At 64.2% G+C, this 18,143-nt stretch carries 17 protein-coding genes and 1 tRNA gene; 5 read left to right on the forward strand and 13 right to left on the reverse strand.

The window, feature by feature from the left end:
* Window positions 1–254: 254 nt before the first annotated feature.
* The gene (locus tag CGLAUT_RS12185) at window positions 255–434 is read right to left on the reverse strand and encodes a TetR family transcriptional regulator C-terminal domain-containing protein (protein WP_353959452.1); all 180 of its coding nucleotides are present in this window, start codon (window positions 432–434) and stop codon (window positions 255–257) included.
* Between the two features lie 151 nt (window positions 435–585).
* Window positions 586–1,182 (reverse strand): TetR/AcrR family transcriptional regulator, encoded by a 597-nt coding sequence (locus CGLAUT_RS03465; RefSeq protein WP_343898679.1) that lies wholly within the window; start codon window positions 1,180–1,182, stop codon window positions 586–588.
* 59 nt (window positions 1,183–1,241) lie between these two features.
* Between CGLAUT_RS03465 and CGLAUT_RS03470 the strand changes: the two genes are divergently transcribed.
* A complete protein-coding gene (locus CGLAUT_RS03470) occupies window positions 1,242–2,321 on the forward strand; it encodes a GNAT family N-acetyltransferase (protein WP_290186321.1) in 1,080 nt (359 codons plus the stop codon).
* Between the two features lie 221 nt (window positions 2,322–2,542).
* On the opposite strand, the gene CGLAUT_RS03475 is transcribed toward CGLAUT_RS03470, so the two are convergent.
* Window positions 2,543–2,618, reverse strand: a tRNA-Arg gene (locus CGLAUT_RS03475).
* Window positions 2,619–2,728: 110 nt separating this feature from the next.
* A complete protein-coding gene (locus tag CGLAUT_RS03480; protein WP_290186323.1) occupies window positions 2,729–3,760 on the reverse strand; it encodes a hypothetical protein in 1,032 nt (343 codons plus the stop codon).
* Window positions 3,761–3,788: 28 nt separating this feature from the next.
* Here CGLAUT_RS03480 and CGLAUT_RS03485 point away from each other — a divergent pair, with 28 nt between their 5' ends.
* Window positions 3,789–5,186: a phytoene desaturase family protein gene (locus CGLAUT_RS03485; protein WP_425551702.1), complete on the forward strand. Its 1,398-nt coding sequence runs from the start codon at window positions 3,789–3,791 to the stop codon at window positions 5,184–5,186.
* Window positions 5,187–5,199: 13 nt separating this feature from the next.
* Here the strand turns inward: CGLAUT_RS03485 and CGLAUT_RS03490 are convergent, their stop codons facing one another.
* The 4 genes from CGLAUT_RS03490 to CGLAUT_RS03505 are packed head-to-tail and all read right to left on the reverse strand — an operon-like array spanning window position 5,200 to window position 7,542.
* The gene (locus CGLAUT_RS03490) at window positions 5,200–5,487 is read right to left on the reverse strand and encodes a glutaredoxin domain-containing protein (protein WP_290186326.1); all 288 of its coding nucleotides are present in this window, start codon (window positions 5,485–5,487) and stop codon (window positions 5,200–5,202) included.
* Window positions 5,484–5,969, reverse strand: a complete 486-nt coding sequence (locus CGLAUT_RS03495; RefSeq protein WP_290186327.1) for a dihydrofolate reductase — start codon at window positions 5,967–5,969, stop codon at window positions 5,484–5,486. The genes CGLAUT_RS03490 and CGLAUT_RS03495 overlap by 4 nt, the downstream gene beginning before the upstream one ends.
* Window positions 5,969–6,769: a thymidylate synthase gene (locus tag CGLAUT_RS03500; protein ID WP_290186329.1), complete on the reverse strand. Its 801-nt coding sequence runs from the start codon at window positions 6,767–6,769 to the stop codon at window positions 5,969–5,971. The genes CGLAUT_RS03495 and CGLAUT_RS03500 overlap by 1 nt, the downstream gene beginning before the upstream one ends.
* The gene (locus CGLAUT_RS03505; protein ID WP_095659505.1) at window positions 6,769–7,542 is read right to left on the reverse strand and encodes a 3'(2'),5'-bisphosphate nucleotidase CysQ; all 774 of its coding nucleotides are present in this window, start codon (window positions 7,540–7,542) and stop codon (window positions 6,769–6,771) included. Before CGLAUT_RS03505 ends, CGLAUT_RS03500 begins: the two co-directional genes overlap by 1 nt.
* A gap of 31 nt (window positions 7,543–7,573) precedes the next feature.
* Between CGLAUT_RS03505 and CGLAUT_RS03510 the strand changes: the two genes are divergently transcribed.
* Together CGLAUT_RS03510 and CGLAUT_RS03515 are read left to right on the forward strand one after the other, a co-directional pair.
* Window positions 7,574–12,319: an Lhr family ATP-dependent helicase gene (locus CGLAUT_RS03510; protein ID WP_290186330.1), complete on the forward strand. Its 4,746-nt coding sequence runs from the start codon at window positions 7,574–7,576 to the stop codon at window positions 12,317–12,319.
* Window positions 12,320–12,414: 95 nt separating this feature from the next.
* Entirely contained in the window at window positions 12,415–13,230 is an 816-nt protein-coding gene (locus tag CGLAUT_RS03515) for a DNA-formamidopyrimidine glycosylase family protein (RefSeq protein ID WP_290186331.1), read from the forward strand.
* On the opposite strand, the gene CGLAUT_RS03520 is transcribed toward CGLAUT_RS03515, so the two are convergent.
* Genes CGLAUT_RS03520 through pgi form a run of 5 tightly spaced genes read right to left on the reverse strand, consistent with a single transcriptional unit; the run spans window position 13,187 to window position 17,661 of the window.
* A complete protein-coding gene (locus tag CGLAUT_RS03520; RefSeq protein WP_290186334.1) occupies window positions 13,187–13,630 on the reverse strand; it encodes a type II toxin-antitoxin system VapC family toxin in 444 nt (147 codons plus the stop codon). The two genes, CGLAUT_RS03515 and CGLAUT_RS03520, sit on opposite strands and share 44 nt — an antisense overlap.
* Entirely contained in the window at window positions 13,627–13,857 is a 231-nt protein-coding gene (locus CGLAUT_RS12190; protein WP_095659509.1) for a FitA-like ribbon-helix-helix domain-containing protein, read from the reverse strand. Before CGLAUT_RS12190 ends, CGLAUT_RS03520 begins: the two co-directional genes overlap by 4 nt.
* A gap of 36 nt (window positions 13,858–13,893) precedes the next feature.
* Complete coding sequence (locus CGLAUT_RS03525) at window positions 13,894–14,520, reverse strand: DedA family protein (RefSeq protein ID WP_095659510.1); 627 nt, start codon at window positions 14,518–14,520, stop codon at window positions 13,894–13,896.
* Window positions 14,521–14,536: 16 nt separating this feature from the next.
* Window positions 14,537–16,024 carry a glutamate-cysteine ligase family protein gene (locus CGLAUT_RS03530; protein ID WP_095659511.1) on the reverse strand — a complete coding sequence of 496 codons (1,488 nt, stop codon included), beginning with the start codon at window positions 16,022–16,024 and terminating at the stop codon, window positions 14,537–14,539.
* Window positions 16,024–17,661, reverse strand: coding sequence for a glucose-6-phosphate isomerase (gene pgi, locus CGLAUT_RS03535; protein WP_095659512.1), 1,638 nt, complete (start codon window positions 17,659–17,661; stop codon window positions 16,024–16,026). Before pgi ends, CGLAUT_RS03530 begins: the two co-directional genes overlap by 1 nt.
* Before the next feature lie 112 nt (window positions 17,662–17,773).
* Here pgi and CGLAUT_RS03540 point away from each other — a divergent pair, with 112 nt between their 5' ends.
* Window positions 17,774–18,139, forward strand: a complete 366-nt coding sequence (locus CGLAUT_RS03540; RefSeq protein ID WP_095661017.1) for an antibiotic biosynthesis monooxygenase family protein — start codon at window positions 17,774–17,776, stop codon at window positions 18,137–18,139.
* Window positions 18,140–18,143: the final 4 nt, after the last annotated feature.

Below are 18,143 nucleotides of genomic sequence, written 5' to 3' on the forward strand. Positions count from 1 at the left end.
GTCGACGTCAGCGGGGTCGAGGGAACCGTGCTACTTGGCTGCGCGCTTGAGGACGTTGGCGTTGGGGCAGGCGCAAGCGACGAGGTTCGCGGCCGCGTTAGTGGCTGGTCCTGTTCGGGCCGTGTGCAGGCCACTGCCGGCCCCAGCGCGAACAAGGCTGCAGCGAGGAACCGGCGGCGGGGGAGAGAATTGCGCACAATGCCGAATGGTAGATCGGTGTAATCGTACGTGCTTGCCGCAGGCTCGGTTTGTCGCTAGCTGAGCAGCCCTTTGGCCAGTGCTCGCGCGGCAACGTCGATGTGTGCCGCGCGGGGCAGATCCTCCGGGCTGATTACCGCTGAGAGCGTGAGTCCGTGCAATACCGAGATGGCGAGACCCGCAATGGTCTCCGCGTCGAGTGAACGTTGCTCCTCTCGTTCCAGGCCGGCGCTGATCGTGTCACGCCGCGCATTTAGCGCATTGGAGCCGGCATCCGTGGTTTCGAACCTGCGGCGCCGTCAGCACAGTCGTGGATGCGAGGGAGCGAAACTGCTTGTCGGATCTGAGTATCCTCACACTGCTTCTGCCCGAAATGAGATGGTTCCGTCAAGATAAGAGTTTCTTGATGCCCTCGGAGAGGATCTCGCGTGGGCTAATGTGGTGTGCCGCGTGGAGGCGCGCATAAGTCGGGGCTTGTTCGGGGGCGACGGCGACGCGCTTTTCGTCAGGTGCCATGGGAGCCGTCAGGGCGGCGCCGATCACTAGGTTTGATAAACAGTAGGCAGTTCCCAACGGGTCCGGGATGCCCTCTCTTTCGAGCAGGACGCACATACGCTCAGAGAGCGCCAGGTAAGCAGGGCCCCTGGGGGCGCGCATGCCGATAACCTGACCGGCCCACCGGTGGGTCGTGAGGTGCACGAAGAAAGCCTGTATCAGAGTGGGCAGGTCTGCGTTGCGGATTGACTCGGACATTGCGGGGTCATCTGCAAGCGCCGTATCGAGGGCAAGGTCGAATAGGTCCTCGGCTGTCTCCACGCGGGAGTACAGGCTGGCTGGAGCGACGCCCACTTGCTGGGCTACCGCCCTCAAGGTGAGTGCCCTCAACCCACCTTCATCCAACAGCCTCACCGATGCTCTCGCGACCTCCGCAATATCCACGGCGCGGTGACGTTGAACAGGCTTTCGGTGTTCCCAGTAGCTCACCCCACCAGCCTAACCAAACATGCTTGAACCACCTATCCTAACTATGTTAGGTTTGGCACATGCTGGATGCCACCAACCTCCCGATCGCCTTTGAAAACACTCGCCTGCGCCCTCTCTCCGAACTGGACGCAGACGCGTATGCAGCCGGCACCAAAGACGAAGCTGTGCGGCGCTTCGCTCACCTGCCTGAACCCGACTACACCCCCGAGTCCGTGCGACGGATGATTCGTGAGGAGGTCGCGACGGGCCTCTCATCCGGCACGTTGGCAGTCCTCGCGCTTGGCGACGCTGAGACCGACCGGTTCGTGGGCTCCTTAGTGCTTTTCGACGTCAGCCCCGAGGCTGCCGAGGTCGGGTTCTGGATTCATCCCGATGCACGGGGTGATGGACACGCTCGTCGGGGGCTGGAGTTGGCATCGCGCTTCGCGCGCGGCAGTGGACTTCGAACCCTGACGGCACGCACGCTTCCGGAGAACAAGGCCTCCCAGCACTGCTTGACAACGGCGGGATTCCGAGAGACCGGACGCAGCGTAGGAGCCACGCCTGCAGGACAGCGCGAGGAGTTGTTCCATTACCAGCGCGATCTCGTGCCCACCGCCCAGTGGCCGTTGGTGACAGAACGACTTCAACTCCGCCTGCATGAGACAGGCGATGTCACATGGCTTCACAATCTGTACTCGCAACCCGACGTTGCCCGATATCTGTTGGACGAGCCATGGACTATGGAAGTCACCCGCGACAAGCTCACGGAGCGTCTATCAAAGACTGACCTCGATGGTGAGGCTGATGCGCTTGCACTGGTCATCGAGCATGAAGGCAACGCGATCGGGGACGTCGCACTATGGCTCACAGATAAGGAGTACCGCCAGGGTGAGATCGGGTGGGTGCTGGACCCAGCGCACGGTGGACAAGGCTTCGCCAGTGAAGCCGTTCGCGCGGTACTTGCCCTCGGGTTTGATCACTACCATCTCCACCGCATCACCGCGAAGATGGATGCTCGCAACAGCGCCTCCGCGGCACTTGCTAACCGCGTTGGGCTCCGGCTCGAAGCGCATCACGTCCAAGACTGGTTCAGCAAGGGCGAATGGACTGACACCCTCATCTACGCGCGACTCGCCTCCGAGCACATGAGCCAATGATTGGGGGCTGATTTGAGAAGGGGGGGGCTAGAAGCGATTAACTGACAGTCATATCCAGCAGCAGTTCGGCCCGAACGTCCCCGACAGCGGTCCCAAAGACAGAGCGCCCCACCTCAACCCCCACCAATGACAAAGCCGGCACCCCAGAAAACCAAAAACCGAGGCACCGGTTTGTCCACCATGTCGCGACTCATCTGTCAAGCATGTCGCGACTCAGGACATGGCGCCCCAGAGAGGAATCGAACCTCCGACACCGGCTTTAGGAGAGCCGTGCTCTATCCACTGAGCTACTAGGGCAACAGGCAAAGGTTACCGCAGTGCCGGAGGGCTTGGAAATCAGCTACTCAAGCCCGTGAGCTTGCGTTGCGCGGCTCAAACTCCCAACGGGCGCAAGCTGTTCCGCGTATTTAGCGGTTGAACGGTTGGGATACCCAGCTGAATGGCCGGTCCAAGAGAGTGGTGCCGATTTCGGACGGAGTGAGCACGAACGCGTCCCCGTCCGCGGGCACGAGTTCCAGCGCGTCACCGTCCGCACGCCACGTGAACTCCAGGGTTTCCTCTACCGGACCGCGTGGGGCAGCGTTGACACCATCATCGGTCACGGGTGCAGTGAGCTGGATTATCACACGGTCATGGTTAAGGGTGTAGAAGCCGAGCTGGAGAGCGCCGGAAGCTCGTCGCAAAGCGAAAAGCCCATGGAAATCTCCCTCCGGGGTCTCGCCGCCCTCCACCCGGTAGAAATTGCCGGCCTGGGCGCCGTCGTAGGAACCGAATGCGACCTCGGACCAGCGGTCGTCCTGCGCAAGGTCGTCGGCGGGCGCGATGGAGCCGCCAGCCACCGAGTACACGCCGGACAATTCCGTGCCCTCCCGGTCCAGCGCTCGCGGGATGCCGGTGGCCATCACGTACCCGCCCGCGCCGAGTGCCACCACTGTGGCCAGCGCGGGGAAGAAGCGGGTCACGCGATGGATTTTCTCGGAGGTGATCACTCGCGGCGCCGCTACCGCCTCGGTCGCCTTGCCCGCGATGAATCGGAACAATCGTGGCAGCCAGGGGGCGAGCACCAGCAGATACAGCAACGCTTGGAACGCGGACGGGATTTTGACGGGGATGTCGAACGTCATGTTCAGCAGCCACACCACGGCCAAATCCACGAAGCCGATGAGCCCGCCCAGCCAGGCGGTGCGCCGCCACAGTACGAGTACCGCCGCGACGAACTCGGCCAGGCCGGCGAGGAACTGCACGACCGGGGAGAAGCCCATGAAGGTCCACAACAGCCCCATTGGCGATTTCTCGCCGAGGGTGATCAGCAGGTCCGGAAAATCCGGCCTGCCCATCTGCATCAGCCCGAGCTTGGCCAACGCGTACGGCATGAGCATCGCAAATGCTGCCATGCGCACAACCCAGTGCAGCGCCCACCCAATCTGTTTCGCAGTCACCTGCCACAGCCTAGCGCGCCTGGTTAGCATGGGCGGGGTGAAACCTTCTGCAGTGGTCGTGGGCGCCGGCCCGAACGGGTTGACGGCAGCAGCGCGCCTCGCCGCCAGCGGTTGGCAGGTGGAGGTGCGCGAGTGCGCAAGCTCGGTCGGGGGTGCAGCATCGACGCAGATGCTTGACGACGCTTCGTTGCGCGACCTCGGTTCCGCTTGCCACCCCTTCGGGGCAGCAAGCCCAGCGTTTCAAGCGCTGAGGTTGGAGGATTATGGCGTGCGGTGGCTGCGCGCACCTTACGAGATGGCGCACCCCCTGGATGGCGGGGCGGCCATACTGGCGGGGTCGCTGGAGGAGACGGCGACGGGTCTCGGTGCGGACGAGGGCGCGTGGACGCGGCTGCACCGGCCGGTGGTGAGGCGGGTGGACGGAATTCTCACCGATGCGCTGGCCCCGATGCCGCAATGGCCCGAGAACCCTGTGTTGCTCAGCCGGTTCGGTGCGCGAGGGCTGTGGCCTGCGACCGCGCTCGGGCGTGCAGCGTTTCGCACCGAGGAGGCGCGCGCGTTGTTCGCGGGCAGTGCCACGCACGCGATCACGTCACCATCGAAGCCATTGACCGGGGCGTTCGGACTGCTTTTCGGTGCACTCGGAATGACGCGCGGCTGGCCGGTGGCCGAAGGCGGTTCGGGTGCGATCACGGCGGCGCTTCGCCAGATCGTCGAAGAGCACGGCGGGGTGGTGCGCTGCGGCGAGGAGGCTCGCGAACTTCCGGACGCTGATGCCGTCATTCTGAACCTCACTCCGGCGCAGGTGCTGCGTCTTCGAGGCACTGCACTGTCTGCCCGCCGCAGCCGGTCCATGCGGCGGTGGCGCTACGGACCGGCCGTGCACAAGGTGGACTTCCTCCTCAACGCACCGGTGCCGTGGGCAGATCCGCGGGTGGGCCAGGCGGCTACGGTGCACGTCTGCGGCTCCGCGGACGAAATTGTGAACGCCGAAAAAGCAGTGGCCAAGGGAGCACTTCCAGCACGCCCATTCGTCATGGTGAGCCAGCAATACGCCGCCGATCCGTCGCGCGGGCTGGTGCTGTGGACCTACGCACACGTGCCCCACGGCTACCGGGAGCGCTACCCCGGCGCGGTTGCAGAGAAGATCACGGAGCAGATCGAGCGGTTCGCCCCGGGCTTCAGCAACGTGGTGACGCAAAGGCTCGAAACCTCACCGCGAGCGCTGGAGAAGTGGAACCCCAACCTCGTCGGCGGCGACATTGCGGGCGGCGCGATGAGCGGAACGCAGATGCTGCTGCGCCAGCCTCACCGCCTGCGCAGGGGTCTCTACCTTGCGTCGGCATCGACGGCTCCGGGGGCAGGTGTCCACGGCATGCCTGGCTGGTGGGCAGCGGAGGCGGCGCTGCAGGACTTCGCTAGCTAGACCAGCTAGACGCTTATGCTTCGCTGGTGAGTTCGCGCAGCTTCGCGCGCACCGCGGAGGCCTCTGGATTAGTCTCGTGGGTGCCGTCGGAGTAGAGCACGGTCGGTATGACGCGGTTGCCGTCGTTCACGCTCTCGATCCATGCGTTGACCTCGTCCATCCCCTCGGCCTCAACGTCGACGAGGTCGTAGGGGGTCTCCGTGCGATCCAAACGCTCGCGCAGCTTGCGGCAGAACGGGCACCAGTCCGCGGCGAAAATGGTCACGTGTGCATCAGTGGATGGGGGAGTGAGGGCGGTCATGCTTTCCTTTCAAAGCGCTGGAACTTGTAGCGCAAGCCGGTGGTAGCGGTTTGCCATTCGCCGTCGGAGACGAGCTCGAACTCGTCGCCGATGCGCGGCGCGTAGACGGGATTGTCAACGGCGGGTTCCAAGGTGGCGTCGATAAGCGTTCGTTCAATGACGTCGACCTCGTCAAGCGTCGCCTCGTAAAGTTGGCCACCGCCAATGATCCATGCATCTGCCTGAAGGTCCGGCAAGTCGTGAGACACGTACGCGCCGTCAGACCACGCGCCTGGGGTGCGCGAGGAGAGCACGTGGTTCACGCGTCCTGGCAGCGGTTTAATCGGCAGGGACTCCCACGTGCGGCGCCCCATGATGATGGGGTGGCCCATGGTGGTGTCTTTGAAGTGCTTGAGGTCTTCCGGCAGGTGCCAGGGCATGTCAGCGCCATCGCCAATTACGCCGTCGCGTGACTGCGCCCAGATCGAACCGAGTGTGGCCATTAGACGGAGACTTTCGCCGTAATGGTCGGGTGTGGGTCGTAGTCGGTGACCTCGATGTCCTCAAAGGTGTAGTCGAGGATCGAATCGGCCTTGCGCAGTTTCAGCTGCGGGTAGGGCCGCGCCTCGCGAGAGAGCTGCTCTTTGACCTGTTCAACGTGGTCGTTGTAGATGTGGCAATCGCCGCCAGTCCAGATCAGCTCGCCCACCTTCAAGCCAGCCTGCTGCGCGAACATGTGGGTCAACAGCGCATAGGACGCGATGTTGAACGGCACGCCGAGGAACATGTCGGCGGAGCGCTGGTACACCTGCATGGACAAGGTGCCGTCGGCGACGTAGAGCTGGAACAGCAAGTGGCAGGGCATAAGCGCCATCTTGTCCAACTCGGCGACGTTCCACGCGGACACGAGGATGCGGCGCGAGTCCGGGTTGGAGCGCAGCATCTCCACTGCCTGCTCGATCTGGTCGACGTGCTGGCCGTCCGGGGTGGGCCAGGAGCGCCACTGCACGCCGTAAACCGGGCCGAGCTCGCCGTCCTCATCCGCCCATTCGTTCCAGATCCGGACGTTGTTCTCCTGCAGCCAGCGCACGTTGGAATCGCCGCGCAGGAACCACAGCAGCTCGCCGACGACCCCGTGGAAGTAGACCTTCTTCGTGGTCAGCAGCGGAAACGCCTCGGAGAGGTCGTAGCGGATCTGGCGGCCGAACACGCTCCTGGTGCCGGTGCCGGTGCGGTCGCCCTTCGGGGTGCCGTGCTCTAAGACGTCTGCAAGCAACTCCTCGTACGGGGTGGGCACACTCACTAGTTGGAAACTCCTTCGTAGCTGCCGTGCTCGTCGTGGTAGCGCGCGCAGGCGGCCAGGATGTCCTCGGCAAGCTCCGGGCGGCAGATCAGTAGATCAGGAATATAGGTGTCCTCGTTGTTGTAGCGCAATTCCGAGCCATCGAGGCGCGAGCAGTGCAGGCCCGCGGCCATTGACACGCCCACGGGAGCGGCCTGATCCCACTCATATTGACCACCGGCGTGGACGTACGCGTCGTAATCGCCGAGCAGCACGTGCATCGCCTTCGCGCCGGCGGAGCCGACTTGGGCAGTTTCAAAACCCAGCTCGCTTGCCACATACGCAGCGACAGCCGGGGGACGGTTGCGGCTCATCGCGATCTTGCCCGCGAACGGGCCGGAGACGTGGCGGACGTCGGAGGACTTGAACACCACCCCGAGGTCCGGCAGGCCCACAGCCGCGTGGGTGGGCACGCCGTCTTCCACCAACGCCACGTGCACAGCCCAGTCTTGGCGACCGGTGGCAAATTCCTTCGTGCCGTCAAGCGGGTCCACAATCCACACGCGATTGTTGCCCAAACGGCTGTGATCGTCCGCCGCTTCCTCGGAGAGGAATCCGTCGCCCGGGCGGTGCTGCTCAAGCACGCGTGCAATCCAGTTTTGCGCGAGGTCGTCGCCAGCTTCACCGAGTTCACGGCCGCGCAGGAGGCCAACACCGCGGATGCCTTTGAGAATCTCGCCGGTGCCTTGGGCGATGAGGTTGGTCAGCCGGGAATCAGAGTACTGGGCGCTCATGGTTCCAGACTCTACCGGCTAAAGTATGCCCATGCCCCCTGAGAGTTCTTCCATCCTGAACCGGTTCCACCCGCAGGTGGCCACTTGGTTCGAGGAAGTCTTCCAGGCCCCGACCGCCGTGCAGGAGCAGGCGTGGCGCGCGATCTCGGAGGGAGAGAACTCTCTGGTGGTTGCGCCCACAGGCTCGGGCAAAACTCTCGCCGCGTTCTTGTGGTCGCTCAATTCGCTCGTGGAGCGCGCCGGCCAGCAGGCTTTGCCCATTGAGGGCTCAAGCTTATCGACGCACGGTGGAACGCGTGTCCTTTACGTCTCTCCGCTCAAAGCACTCGGCGTCGACGTGGAGAATAACCTGCGCGCGCCTTTGTCCGGTATTGCACGCGTGGCGCGGCGCATGGATAAGGACATGCCGGATATCTCGGTGGCGGTGCGCTCCGGCGACACCCCCCAATCCGAGCGCAACCGGCAGCTGCGCAAACCCCCGGACATCCTCATCACCACGCCCGAGTCCCTCTACCTCATGCTCACCTCCAAGGCGGCGGCCATTCTCAAAACCGTGGACACGGTGATTGTGGACGAGATCCACGCGCTCGCCGGCACGAAGCGCGGCGTGCACCTAGCGCTCTCCCTCGAGCGGCTGGAGCGTTTGGCAGGCAAGTTCCAACGCATCGGGTTGAGCGCGACCGTGCGCCCATTGTCGACGGTGGCGAACTTCCTTGGGCCGCGCACCACCATCATCAATCCGCCTGCGGAGAAGAAGTGGGAGCTCACCGTCCGCGTGCCGGTGGACGACATGAGCGACCTGCCCGTGCCAGAAGATGCCTCCACCGTCGGCGAGGCGATCATCGACGACAAGCTGTTCCTTGACGGGGCTCCCGGTGACGGGGCTCCAGGTGACGGCGCAGGATCCGCCGCGGAGCCGATAGCGCCGCCGATCGGGGCGTCGAAAAGCATCTGGCCCCACATTGAGCAAGCCGTATACGAGGAGGTGATGGCGCACCGCTCGACGATTGTGTTTGTGAACTCGCGCCGGACCGCAGAGCGGCTGACCAGCCAGATCAACGAGCTGTGGGCGAAAGAGCACGACCCGGAGGCGCTGAGCGCGCCGACCAGGCGTCCGCCCGCGCAGCTGATGAAGCCGGTGGATACAGCGGGGCACGCCGCGAATGTAATCGCGCGTGCGCACCACGGCAGCGTGTCCAAAGAAGAACGCTTGCAAACCGAAACGATGCTGAAAGAGGGCACGCTGAAGGCCGTGATCTCCACGTCTTCACTGGAGCTGGGCATCGACATGGGTGCCGTTGACCTGGTGATTCAAGTGGAGGCGCCGCCGAGCGTCGCATCTGGTTTGCAGCGCGTGGGCCGCGCCGGACACTCCGTGGGAGCGGTCTCTGAGGGCACGTTCTATCCCAAGCACCGCTCTGACCTGGTGCAGACCGCGGTGACCGTGCCGCGCATGCGCGCCGGGCTGATTGAGGAGCTGCACCCGCCGAAAAACCCGCTCGACGTGCTCGCGCAGCACACGGTGGCCGCGATCGCGTTCGAGGATCTCGATGTGGACGAGTGGTACGAGACCGTCACCCGCGCTTGGCCGTACCGCGACCTGGCGCGAGATGTGTTCAACTCGGTGATCGACCTGGTCACCGGGGTCTACCCGTCGACGGACTTCGCAGAATTGCGCCCCCGCGCGATTCTGGAGGGCACCACCTTGAAGGCCCGACCCGGCGCACAGCGCGTCGCGGTGACCAACGCCGGCACCATCCCGGACCGCGGCATGTTCGGCGTGTTCCTCGTCGGCTCCGATGCGGAAGGCGGCGTACCCCGCCGCGTGGGCGAGCTGGACGAGGAGATGGTCTACGAGTCGCGCGTCGGCGACGTATTCACCCTCGGCGCGTCGAGCTGGCGCATCGAGAACATCACCCGCGACCAAGTGCAGGTTTCCCCCGCGCCGGGCCATACGGGGCGCTTGCCGTTCTGGACCGGTGACGCGCTTGGGAGGCCGTATGAGTTGGGGAAGGCGGTTGGGGAGTTTCGTCGACAAGCAAGCGAAGCCCTCGATCCTTCCTTAGACGAGCGGGCCCGCAACAACCTGCTGGCCTACCTGGCCGAACAGGAGGAAGCGACCGGAATCCTGCCGGACGACACGACGCTGGTGCTCGAGCGCTTCACCGACGAGTTGGGGGACTGGCGCGTGGTGCTGCACACCCCGTTTGGCAAGGGTGTGAACGCCGCGTGGGCGCTGGCGACCGGTTGGCGAGTGGCGCAGGAGACCGGCATGGACGCCCAAGCGGTGGCGGGCGACGACGGCATTGTGCTGCGCCTGCCGCAAGGCGACAAGGAGCCGGACGCGTCGGTGTTCCTGTTTGATGCGGACGAGATCGCCGACATTGTGACTGAGCAGGTGGGCAACTCAGCGCTGTTCGCGTCCCGGTTCCGCGAGTGCGCTGCGCGTGCGCTGCTCTTGCCGCGGCGCAATCCGGGCAAGCGCGCGCCGCTGTGGCAGCAGCGCCAGCGCGCTGAGCAACTCTTAGACGTGGCGCGCAACTATCCGTCGTTTCCGATCATCCTGGAGACGGTGCGCGAATGCCTGCAGGACGTGTACGACCTGCCTGCGCTGACCGAGGTGATGCAGCACCTGAACACGCGGCGGGTGCGCATCGCGGAGGTGACGACGGATCAGCCGAGCCCGTTCGCGTCATCGCTGCTGTTCAACTACACCGGCGCGTTCATGTACGAGGGCGATACGCCACTGGCGGAAAAACGCGCGGCGGCGCTGTCTTTGGATCCTTCGCTGCTGGCGAAACTCTTGGGCACGGTGGAGCTGCGCGAGCTGCTCGACGCCGACGTGATCGCGGAAGTCGACCGCAACCTGCGGCGCGTGGGGCGCGCGGAGACATCCGAGCAGTTCGCGGACACGCTGCGCATCATCGGCCCGGTGCCGGTGGACGAGCTGGGGGAGTACACCTCCGTGCCGCTTGTCTCGCTCGAGCAATCGCTCGGGCCCGCACGCATGATGCGGGTTCGCATCGGCGGCCGCGAGCACGTTGCGCAGGTGCTCGACGCGCCTTTGCTTCGCGACGGATTGGGGGTGCCCATCCCGCCGGGCGTACCCGCCCAGGTGGCCACGATTCCCGACGCGCTTGCCCAACTGGTGGGGCGCTGGGTGCGTACCCGCGGGCTGTTCACGCTGCGCGACCTCGCCGACGCGTTCGGACTTGCGGTTGGTGCGGCGTTTGAGCCGCTGTCGCGCCTGGTGGAGTCGGACAAGGTCATCGAGGGCCGCTTCCGTCAGGGCGTGGACGAGCAAGAGTACGTCGCCGCAGAGGTGCTGCGCACCATCCGCACGCGGTCTTTGGCGGCGGCGCGGGCGCAATCGCGGCCGGTGTCGCAGTCCGCGTTCGGCCGCTTCCTGCCGGCGTGGGCGAACGTGGCACCGTCCGGGGTGGTGCCGGCGCTGCGCGGGGCGGACGGCGTGTACTCGGTGCTGGAGCAGCTCGCCGGCGTGCGGTTGCCGGCCAGCGCGTGGGAATCGCACATCTTGCCGTCACGCATTGGGGATTACGCGCCGGAGATGCTCGACGAGCTCACCTCTAGCGGCGAGATCGCCATCGTCGGCGCCGGCAAGGCGGGCGCGCGCGACCCGTGGATCATGCTGCTACCCACCGACTACGCCGCCCAGCTCATGCCGCAGGTCGAGCCGCCCGTGCTCTCGCTGACGCAGCAACAGGTGCTGGACCAAATCGGCCGCGGCGGCGGGTACCTCTTCACGGACCTGTTGGCCGGACCCACTGGCCAACAGACCACCACCTCCGAAGAGCTGCGCGAGGCAATGTGGGACCTTGTCGAGGCCGGGTTCCTATCGCCCGACTCCTTCGCCCCGATCCGAGCACGCTTGGCGGGCGGGAAGACGGCGCACCGGGCGCGCAGGAGACCGTCGAGAAGCAGGGTGCGCTCCGGCCGCACAAGCTTTGCCAACCTCACGCCCCCCGACATGGCTGGGCGCTGGGCCGCGACACCCGCGCCCGACAACGACGCGACGCGGCGCTCGCTCGCGTTCGGCGAGGCGTGGCTGGACCGCTACGGCGTGGTCACGCGCGGCAGCGTCGTCGCCGAAGACGTGCTCGGCGGGTTCGCGCTGGCGTACAAGGTGCTCTCCGGCTTCGAGGAATCCGGCAAAGCGATGCGCGGATACCTCATCGAAGGCCTCGGTGCCTCGCAGTTCTCCACGCCCGCCACCATCGACCGGCTGCGCGGCTACCAGGACTCCGACGACGTTGTCGGCTGGCCCTCCGGCGCGCGCGAGCCGCTGGTCCACGTCCTCGCCGCCACCGACCCGGCCAACCCCTACGGCGCCGCGCTTCCCTGGCCAGAGCAGGGCCCCACTCGCTCGGCAGGGGCACTTGTCGTGCTTATCGACGGCTTGCTTGCCGCCCACATCACCCGCGGCGGCAAAACCATGACCACGTTCTTCGACCGCTTCCCGGACGGTGTCGGCGACCCGATGCCGCTGGTGGTGCAGGCGCTGACCGACGCGGTGAACCGCGGCCGCATGTCGCCGCTGAGCGTGGAGAAACTCAACGGTGGCGGCGCGTTTGTGCTGCGCGACTACGGCGCGACGGTGACGCACAAGGGCGCGCGCATCGGCGGGAAGGTGCACGCCGCCTCGAAGCGCCGCGGCCGCAGCGTCGCCGAGGCCATCGAGGAGATGGAGGGGACCGCGCGGACGGCTGGGCTGGTTGACCTCGACGGCTTCGACGAGGAGCTCAGCTTCGACGATTGATGCCTAGCGGCGGCTGTTATGAGGTGCCCGCTCTGTAAAAGATTGCCCGCGTCTTACAGAATGGGACGAGACGAGAGGGGTGTACCCTCGCACGCATGCCCGAAGGCGATTCCGTCTATCAGCTGTCCAAGCGCCTGCAGTTCATGGCCGGCCGCGAGGTCACGCATACGTCGCTGCGCGTGCCGCGTTACGCCACCACCGACTTCACCGGCATGACCTGCACGCGGGTGTGGCCCTACGGCAAGCACCTGTTTATGGAGTTTGCCGCCGAGGGCTACGAGCCGCAGGTGCTGCACACCCACTTGAAGATGGAGGGCACCTGGGCGATGCACCGCGCCGGCGACCGGTGGCGCAAGCCCGGTTACACCGCGCGGGTAGTCCTGCGACTCGCGGACCCGCCGCATAAGGACATCGAGCTGGTCGGCCACGAGCTCGGCCTTGTTGAGGTCTGGCCCGCGCGCGAATACGACGAGCGGATGGGCTACCTCGGCCCGGACCTGCTCGCGGAGGACTTCGATTTCGAAGAAGCTTATCGACGCCTCGTGGAAGACCCCGATCGGGAAATCGGACGCTCCCTCTTGGATCAGTATCGGGTGGCGGGCATCGGTAACGAGTACCGCGCGGAGATCTGCTTCCTCGGAGGGGTGCACCCGAGTGCAAAGGTGGGGGACGTGGACGTCGATAAGCTCTTGGAGCTCTCGCGACGTCTGATGTGGGCGAACAAGGACGAGCCTGTGCGGGTGACCACGGGTGTGAAGCGGGCGGGAGAGACGTCGTATGTGTTTGGGCGCAACAATAAGCCGTGTCGGAGGTGTACGACGCTGATCAAGAAGGGGTTCCTCGGCGGAGAGGGGGACCTCGAGCGGGTTATTTGGTGGTGTCCGGTGTGCCAGCCTGAGCCCAAGGATTAATTACTTCAACTCCCGTGTGCTCGAAGTCGCCCACGTTTCGGGTGGCCAGCGGGGCGCCGTGGCTCCTGCAGATAGCCGCGATCATTGCGTCTTGCGGTGAGATAGGTTTCCCCTCTGCCTTTCGCAATCCCAACACTGTGGCGTACTCGACCGCGGCGAAATGGTCGAAAGGGAGAACCGAGCCGAGTTGCTCGAACTCGGAGAGTTGCGCGATTACAACCTCCGAAAGCTTTGTCTTGCGGTGCCCGTGCGGCATGGCACTCAAGCCTGCCCTCAACTCTGCCGCCGTAACCGCGGTGATCGAAGTTTCATCGTTGAGAGCCGCTAACCACCGCAGGACGGAAGAATGTGGCGACGGTTTAGTTACCTCGGAGAGCACATTCGTGTCCAGAACGATCATGAGAAATCGGCGTAACGCGCTTCGCCCTCTCTGGGTGGTAAGGGAAAGTCGTCGACAGCGTGCTCGCGGGTCGCTTCGTAGAGAGCCAACGCGATGTTGTGGGGGCGGGTTCCTTCTTCGATAAGTCTACGAGCTTCTGCTTCCATCGAGCGACCGTTTCTTTCGGCCTGCTGAACGAGCCTCTTTTTTACCGATTCGTCGAGGCCCCGAACAATTATCGATGTCATTACCCCACCTCCTACCGTTTGATAGCAATCATGCTATCACGCCTGAGCCTGGCCGCGCTCCTTGATTGCGCGGCGGATGAAGAAGATAAGGAAGCCCAGGATGATCAGGGCGAGGATCGCGTAGATCACATTGGAGTAGGTGTCCGCGTACTCGGTGGCCTTCTCCCAGTTATCGCCGAGGATGAAGCCGAGGTAAATGAGGATGGCGTTCCAGATGCCGGAGCCGAGGGTGGTCCATAGGCCGAAGGTGACCAGGTTCATCCGGTCGAGGCCGGCTGGGATCGAAATCAGTGAGCGTACACCTGGGATGAGGCGGCCGAAGAAGATCGACGGCTTACCGTACTTAGTGAAAAAGCTCATCGCGGCATCGACATCGGACGCCTTCACCAGCCACATCCAATCGGCGATCGCGCGCAGGCGGGCAAGGCCCAGCCACGCGCCGATACCGTACAAGACGTAGGCGCCGAGTACGGAACCGACCACCGACCAGATGAACACCGAGAGGAAGTTCAAGCTGCCCTGGGCGACGGTGAAGCCCGCCAGGGGCAGCACCACTTCCGAAGGAATCGGGGGGAAGAGGTTCTCTAAAAGAATGGCGATGCCGACACCAGGGGCACCGAGGACCTCCATGAGGTTCACAATCCAGTCAATGATGCTCTGCACAACCGGCTATTGTGCCCTACTCAACCTCGAGCGACCAAGTGTGCACCGGCGCGCCAGTGTTCTGATTCTTCAGGTACTGCCTGAGCAGACGCTCGAGTGCGTCCCGACGCTCGGCCGTCTCGGGGCGCGATGCGGGTGCGATCCGGTTGAGCGCGTTGAGCTGCCACATCGCGCCGTTCTGCCGGTTTCGCACGCGGCCCTCCATGATGGAGAGGTACTCGTCGGCACAGCTCGGGGAAACGTTGAGCGTTTTCAGCCCATCGGCCGCGATTTGCAGCAGATGGTGCTCAACGAGGTCAGTCACTGGAAGCGTGCCCAGAGTCGGCCACTCCAGGTTGGCAGTGAGTCCGTGGCGCGCGCCCTGACGGAAGTTTTCCCGCGCAGCTTCGAAGCTCAGCCGCGACCAGACCGGACGGGTCTGGTCGGCGAGAGTTTTCACGCAGCCGTAGTAGAACGCCGCATCAGCGATGATGTCTTTGACCGTGGGACCTGCGGGCAGGATGCGGTTTTCCACGCGGATGTGGCTGAGTTCCCCATTCGGATCATAAATCGGGCGGTTCCAGCGCCAGATGGTGCCGTTTTGCAGGTTGAGGTAGTGCAGGCCGGGGCTGTCGCCCAGCATCTCGGGCTTGCCTGCCTCCGCGCGGCCCTCCGGCAGAAGGGGAGAGAAGTAGCGGACGTTCTCCTCGAAGAGGTCGAACACCGAGGTGATCCAGCGCTCGCCGAACCACACGCGCGGGCGCACGCCCTGGTTGATCAGCTCCTTGGTGCGCGTGTCTATCGCCTGCTTGAACACGGGGATGCGCGACTCGTGCCACACGCGGTGCCCCAAAAACAGCGGGGAGTTGGCTGACAGAGCGACCTGGGCACCAGCAATGGCTTGCGAGGCGTTCCACGCGTTGGCAAACATGTCCGGTTTTACTTGCAGGTGCAACTGCATCGAGGTGCAGGCGGACTCCGGTGCGATGCTGTCGAAGTCGTGGCCGTAAGTCTCCTCGCGCCACAGATGCATCTCAACCAGCTCGCCGCGCGACTCCATGACAGAGCGGTTCAGCCCCGAGTAGCGGTTCTCCGGCGTCATCCACTCCGGATCCTCGAGGAAAGCCGTGCTCAGCGTGGGCAGGGTACCGATCATTGCAAGCTGCGACCCGACTTCGCCAGCTGCCCGACGCACGTGGTCAAGACGCTCCTGTAAGCCCTGCTCCAGTTTCGACAGGCCATCGCCCTCGATGGAAAGCGGCGGGTGATTGAGCTCCACGTTGAACTGGCCAACTTCTGCCTGGTACTCATCACTCAGCGTTTGAAGGACCTGCTGGTTCGTGGTGTGGGGCCGCATCCGATCGTCGACAAGGTTCAGCTCAAGCTCGAGCCCGATCGTGCCTTTGTCGATGAACTCTGCCTCTTGCAAGTGGCGGTCGAATGCTTCGAGTTCCTCCTCGAGCTGGCGGCGGTAGACCGTGCGCTGGCGAGGGGTGTATGAATCAACCGAGATTTGCTCGCCCATTAGCGGTTGCTCCGGTACCAGGAGATGAGAGCGTCGGTGGAGGAGTCGCCGGTGTTCGGGGTTTCCCTGCCTGCGACAGCGTCGGCTAGATCGTTGGCCTGCTGCTTGCCCAGCTCCACGCCCCACTGGTCAAACGAGTTGATGTCCCAGATGGTGCCTTCGGTGAACGTGATGTGCTCATAGAGCGCGATCAGGCTACCCAGCGCGTACGGGGTGAGCTCCTTGGCCAAGATTGTGGTGGTGGGACGGTTGCCCGGCATCACCTTGTGTGGGGCGAGTTCGCGTGAGATGCCTTCGTCTTCAATCTCTTGTTGGGTCTTGCCAAACGCTAGCACCTTGGTCTGGGCGAAGAAGTTGCCCATGAGCAGGTCGTGCATTGAGCCAGTGCCGTCGGCGGTGGGGAAGTCCTCCTTCGGGGTGGCAAACCCGATGAAGTCTGCGGGAATGAGCGATGTGCCCTGGTGAATGAGTTGGAAAAACGCGTGCTGGCCGTTGGTGCCCGGCTCGCCCCAGAAGATTTCACCGGTGTTGTAGGTCACGGCGGTGCCGTCGTGGCGCACAGACTTGCCATTGGACTCCATGGTCAACTGCTGCAGGTATGCGGGGAAGCGGGAAAGGTCCTCGGAGTACGGCAGCACCGCGTGGGTCTGCGCGTCGAAGAAATTGCGGTACCAAATGTTGAGCAAGCCCATAAGCACCGGCACGTTCTGCTCGAACGGTGCGGTGCGGAAGTGCTCATCCATGGCGTGGAAGCCGTCGAGCATGCGCATGAAGTCCTGCGGGCCGATCACGGCCATCAGGCTCAGGCCGATCGCGGAGTCCATGGAGTAGCGCCCGCCGACCCAGTCCCAGAAGCCGAACATGTTGGAGGTGTCGATGCCGAACGCTGCAACCTTCTCCGCGTTCGTCGACACTGCGACGAAGTGCTTCGCAATCGCGGACTCGTCGCCGTCGAATTGCTCCAGCAGCCAACGTTTTGCCGCGTGCGCGTTGGCCAAGGTCTCCTGGGTGGTGAAGGTCTTCGAAGCGACGATGAACAGGGTCTCTTCCGCGTTGCAGCGGTCCAGCACAGCGGCCAGGTCAGCAGGATCGACGTTGGACACGAACTCCGCCGTAATCCCCGCGGTGGCGTATGCGCGCAGCGCCTTCGTCGACATTGCCGGGCCCAAATCGGAGCCACCAATGCCGATGTTCACCACCTTCTTGATCGTGTGCCCGGTGTGGCCTTGCCACTCGCCGGAGCGCAGGGCGGATGCGAAGTCGCGCATCCGGCCGAGCACCTCGTGCACATCGGCGGCAACATCCTGGCCGTCTACCTCCAGCTCCGCATCCACTGGCATGCGCAGCGCCGTGTGCAGAACCGCACGATCCTCCGTGTTGTTCAGGTGGGCGCCGGCAAACATCTCGTCGATACGCTCGCGCAAGCTCGCCTCTTCAGCAAGAGCAACAAGTTGCTTCACGACGTCCGCGTCAACCAGATTCTTCGAAAGATCAGCCCGCAGCCCGGCAGCCTCGAAAGTGAAGTGCTCCGCGCGGTTGCTATCTGCGACGAAATGATCGCGCAGTGTCGTCTCTGACTTTTCCGCGTGCAGTTTCTTCAGGTTGTTCCAGGCATCGGTCGTGGTGATGTCGCTCATTGTTCCTCCCAGGTGCGTGCTGGTATTCGTCGCCGGTAGTTGCTTTCCACGGTAATCAAAAACAGTTGTCGGGGCCGGTGGAACATTCTTCGGGCGGGGCATAATGGCGGGCATGAGCATTGTGAAGATTAACGCGATTACTGTCCCTGAAGGAGCCGGGGAGGAACTGGAGCGTCGCTTCCAAGCCCGCAAGCATGCTATCGATTCGCAGCCTGGGTTCGAAGGCTTCCAGTTGCTACGCCCGGTCAAGGGTGAAGAGCGCTACTTCGTAGTCACCCGCTGGGCCGACGAGGATGCATACAACGCATGGTGGGAGGGTGAAGGCCGTGCAGGCCATGCCCAGTCCGGCGATCCCGGCGAGGGCCACGGACACGATGAAGGTCACGCTGAGGGGCGCGGCGGCGAGCGCAAGCCAGTTTCCTCGAAGGCTGAGCTGCTTGAGTTCGAGGTTGTCCTCGACTCGCTCGAGCAGGACTAGAGCT

It is taken from the genome of Corynebacterium glaucum (assembly GCF_030408855.1).
Taxonomy (GTDB): domain Bacteria; phylum Actinomycetota; class Actinomycetes; order Mycobacteriales; family Mycobacteriaceae; genus Corynebacterium; species Corynebacterium glaucum.

Coding starts and splice junctions, on each gene's coding strand:
- CGLAUT_RS03470 (WP_290186321.1), top strand. CDS start 1,242: ATGCTGGATGCCACCAACCTCCCGATCGCCTTTGAAAACACTCGCCTG.
- CGLAUT_RS03485 (WP_425551702.1), top strand. CDS start 3,789: ATGGGCGGGGTGAAACCTTCTGCAGTGGTCGTGGGCGCCGGCCCGAAC.
- CGLAUT_RS03490 (WP_290186326.1), bottom strand. CDS start 5,487: ATGACCGCCCTCACTCCCCCATCCACTGATGCACACGTGACCATTTTC.
- CGLAUT_RS03495 (WP_290186327.1), bottom strand. CDS start 5,969: ATGGCCACACTCGGTTCGATCTGGGCGCAGTCACGCGACGGCGTAATT.
- CGLAUT_RS03505 (WP_095659505.1), bottom strand. CDS start 7,542: ATGAGCGCCCAGTACTCTGATTCCCGGCTGACCAACCTCATCGCCCAA.
- CGLAUT_RS03510 (WP_290186330.1), top strand. CDS start 7,574: ATGCCCCCTGAGAGTTCTTCCATCCTGAACCGGTTCCACCCGCAGGTG.
- CGLAUT_RS03515 (WP_290186331.1), top strand. CDS start 12,415: ATGCCCGAAGGCGATTCCGTCTATCAGCTGTCCAAGCGCCTGCAGTTC.
- CGLAUT_RS03520 (WP_290186334.1), bottom strand. CDS start 13,630: ATGATCGTTCTGGACACGAATGTGCTCTCCGAGGTAACTAAACCGTCG.
- CGLAUT_RS12190 (WP_095659509.1), bottom strand. CDS start 13,857: ATGACATCGATAATTGTTCGGGGCCTCGACGAATCGGTAAAAAAGAGG.
- CGLAUT_RS03530 (WP_095659511.1), bottom strand. CDS start 16,024: ATGGGCGAGCAAATCTCGGTTGATTCATACACCCCTCGCCAGCGCACG.
- pgi (WP_095659512.1), bottom strand. CDS start 17,661: ATGAGCGACATCACCACGACCGATGCCTGGAACAACCTGAAGAAACTG.
- CGLAUT_RS03540 (WP_095661017.1), top strand. CDS start 17,774: ATGAGCATTGTGAAGATTAACGCGATTACTGTCCCTGAAGGAGCCGGG.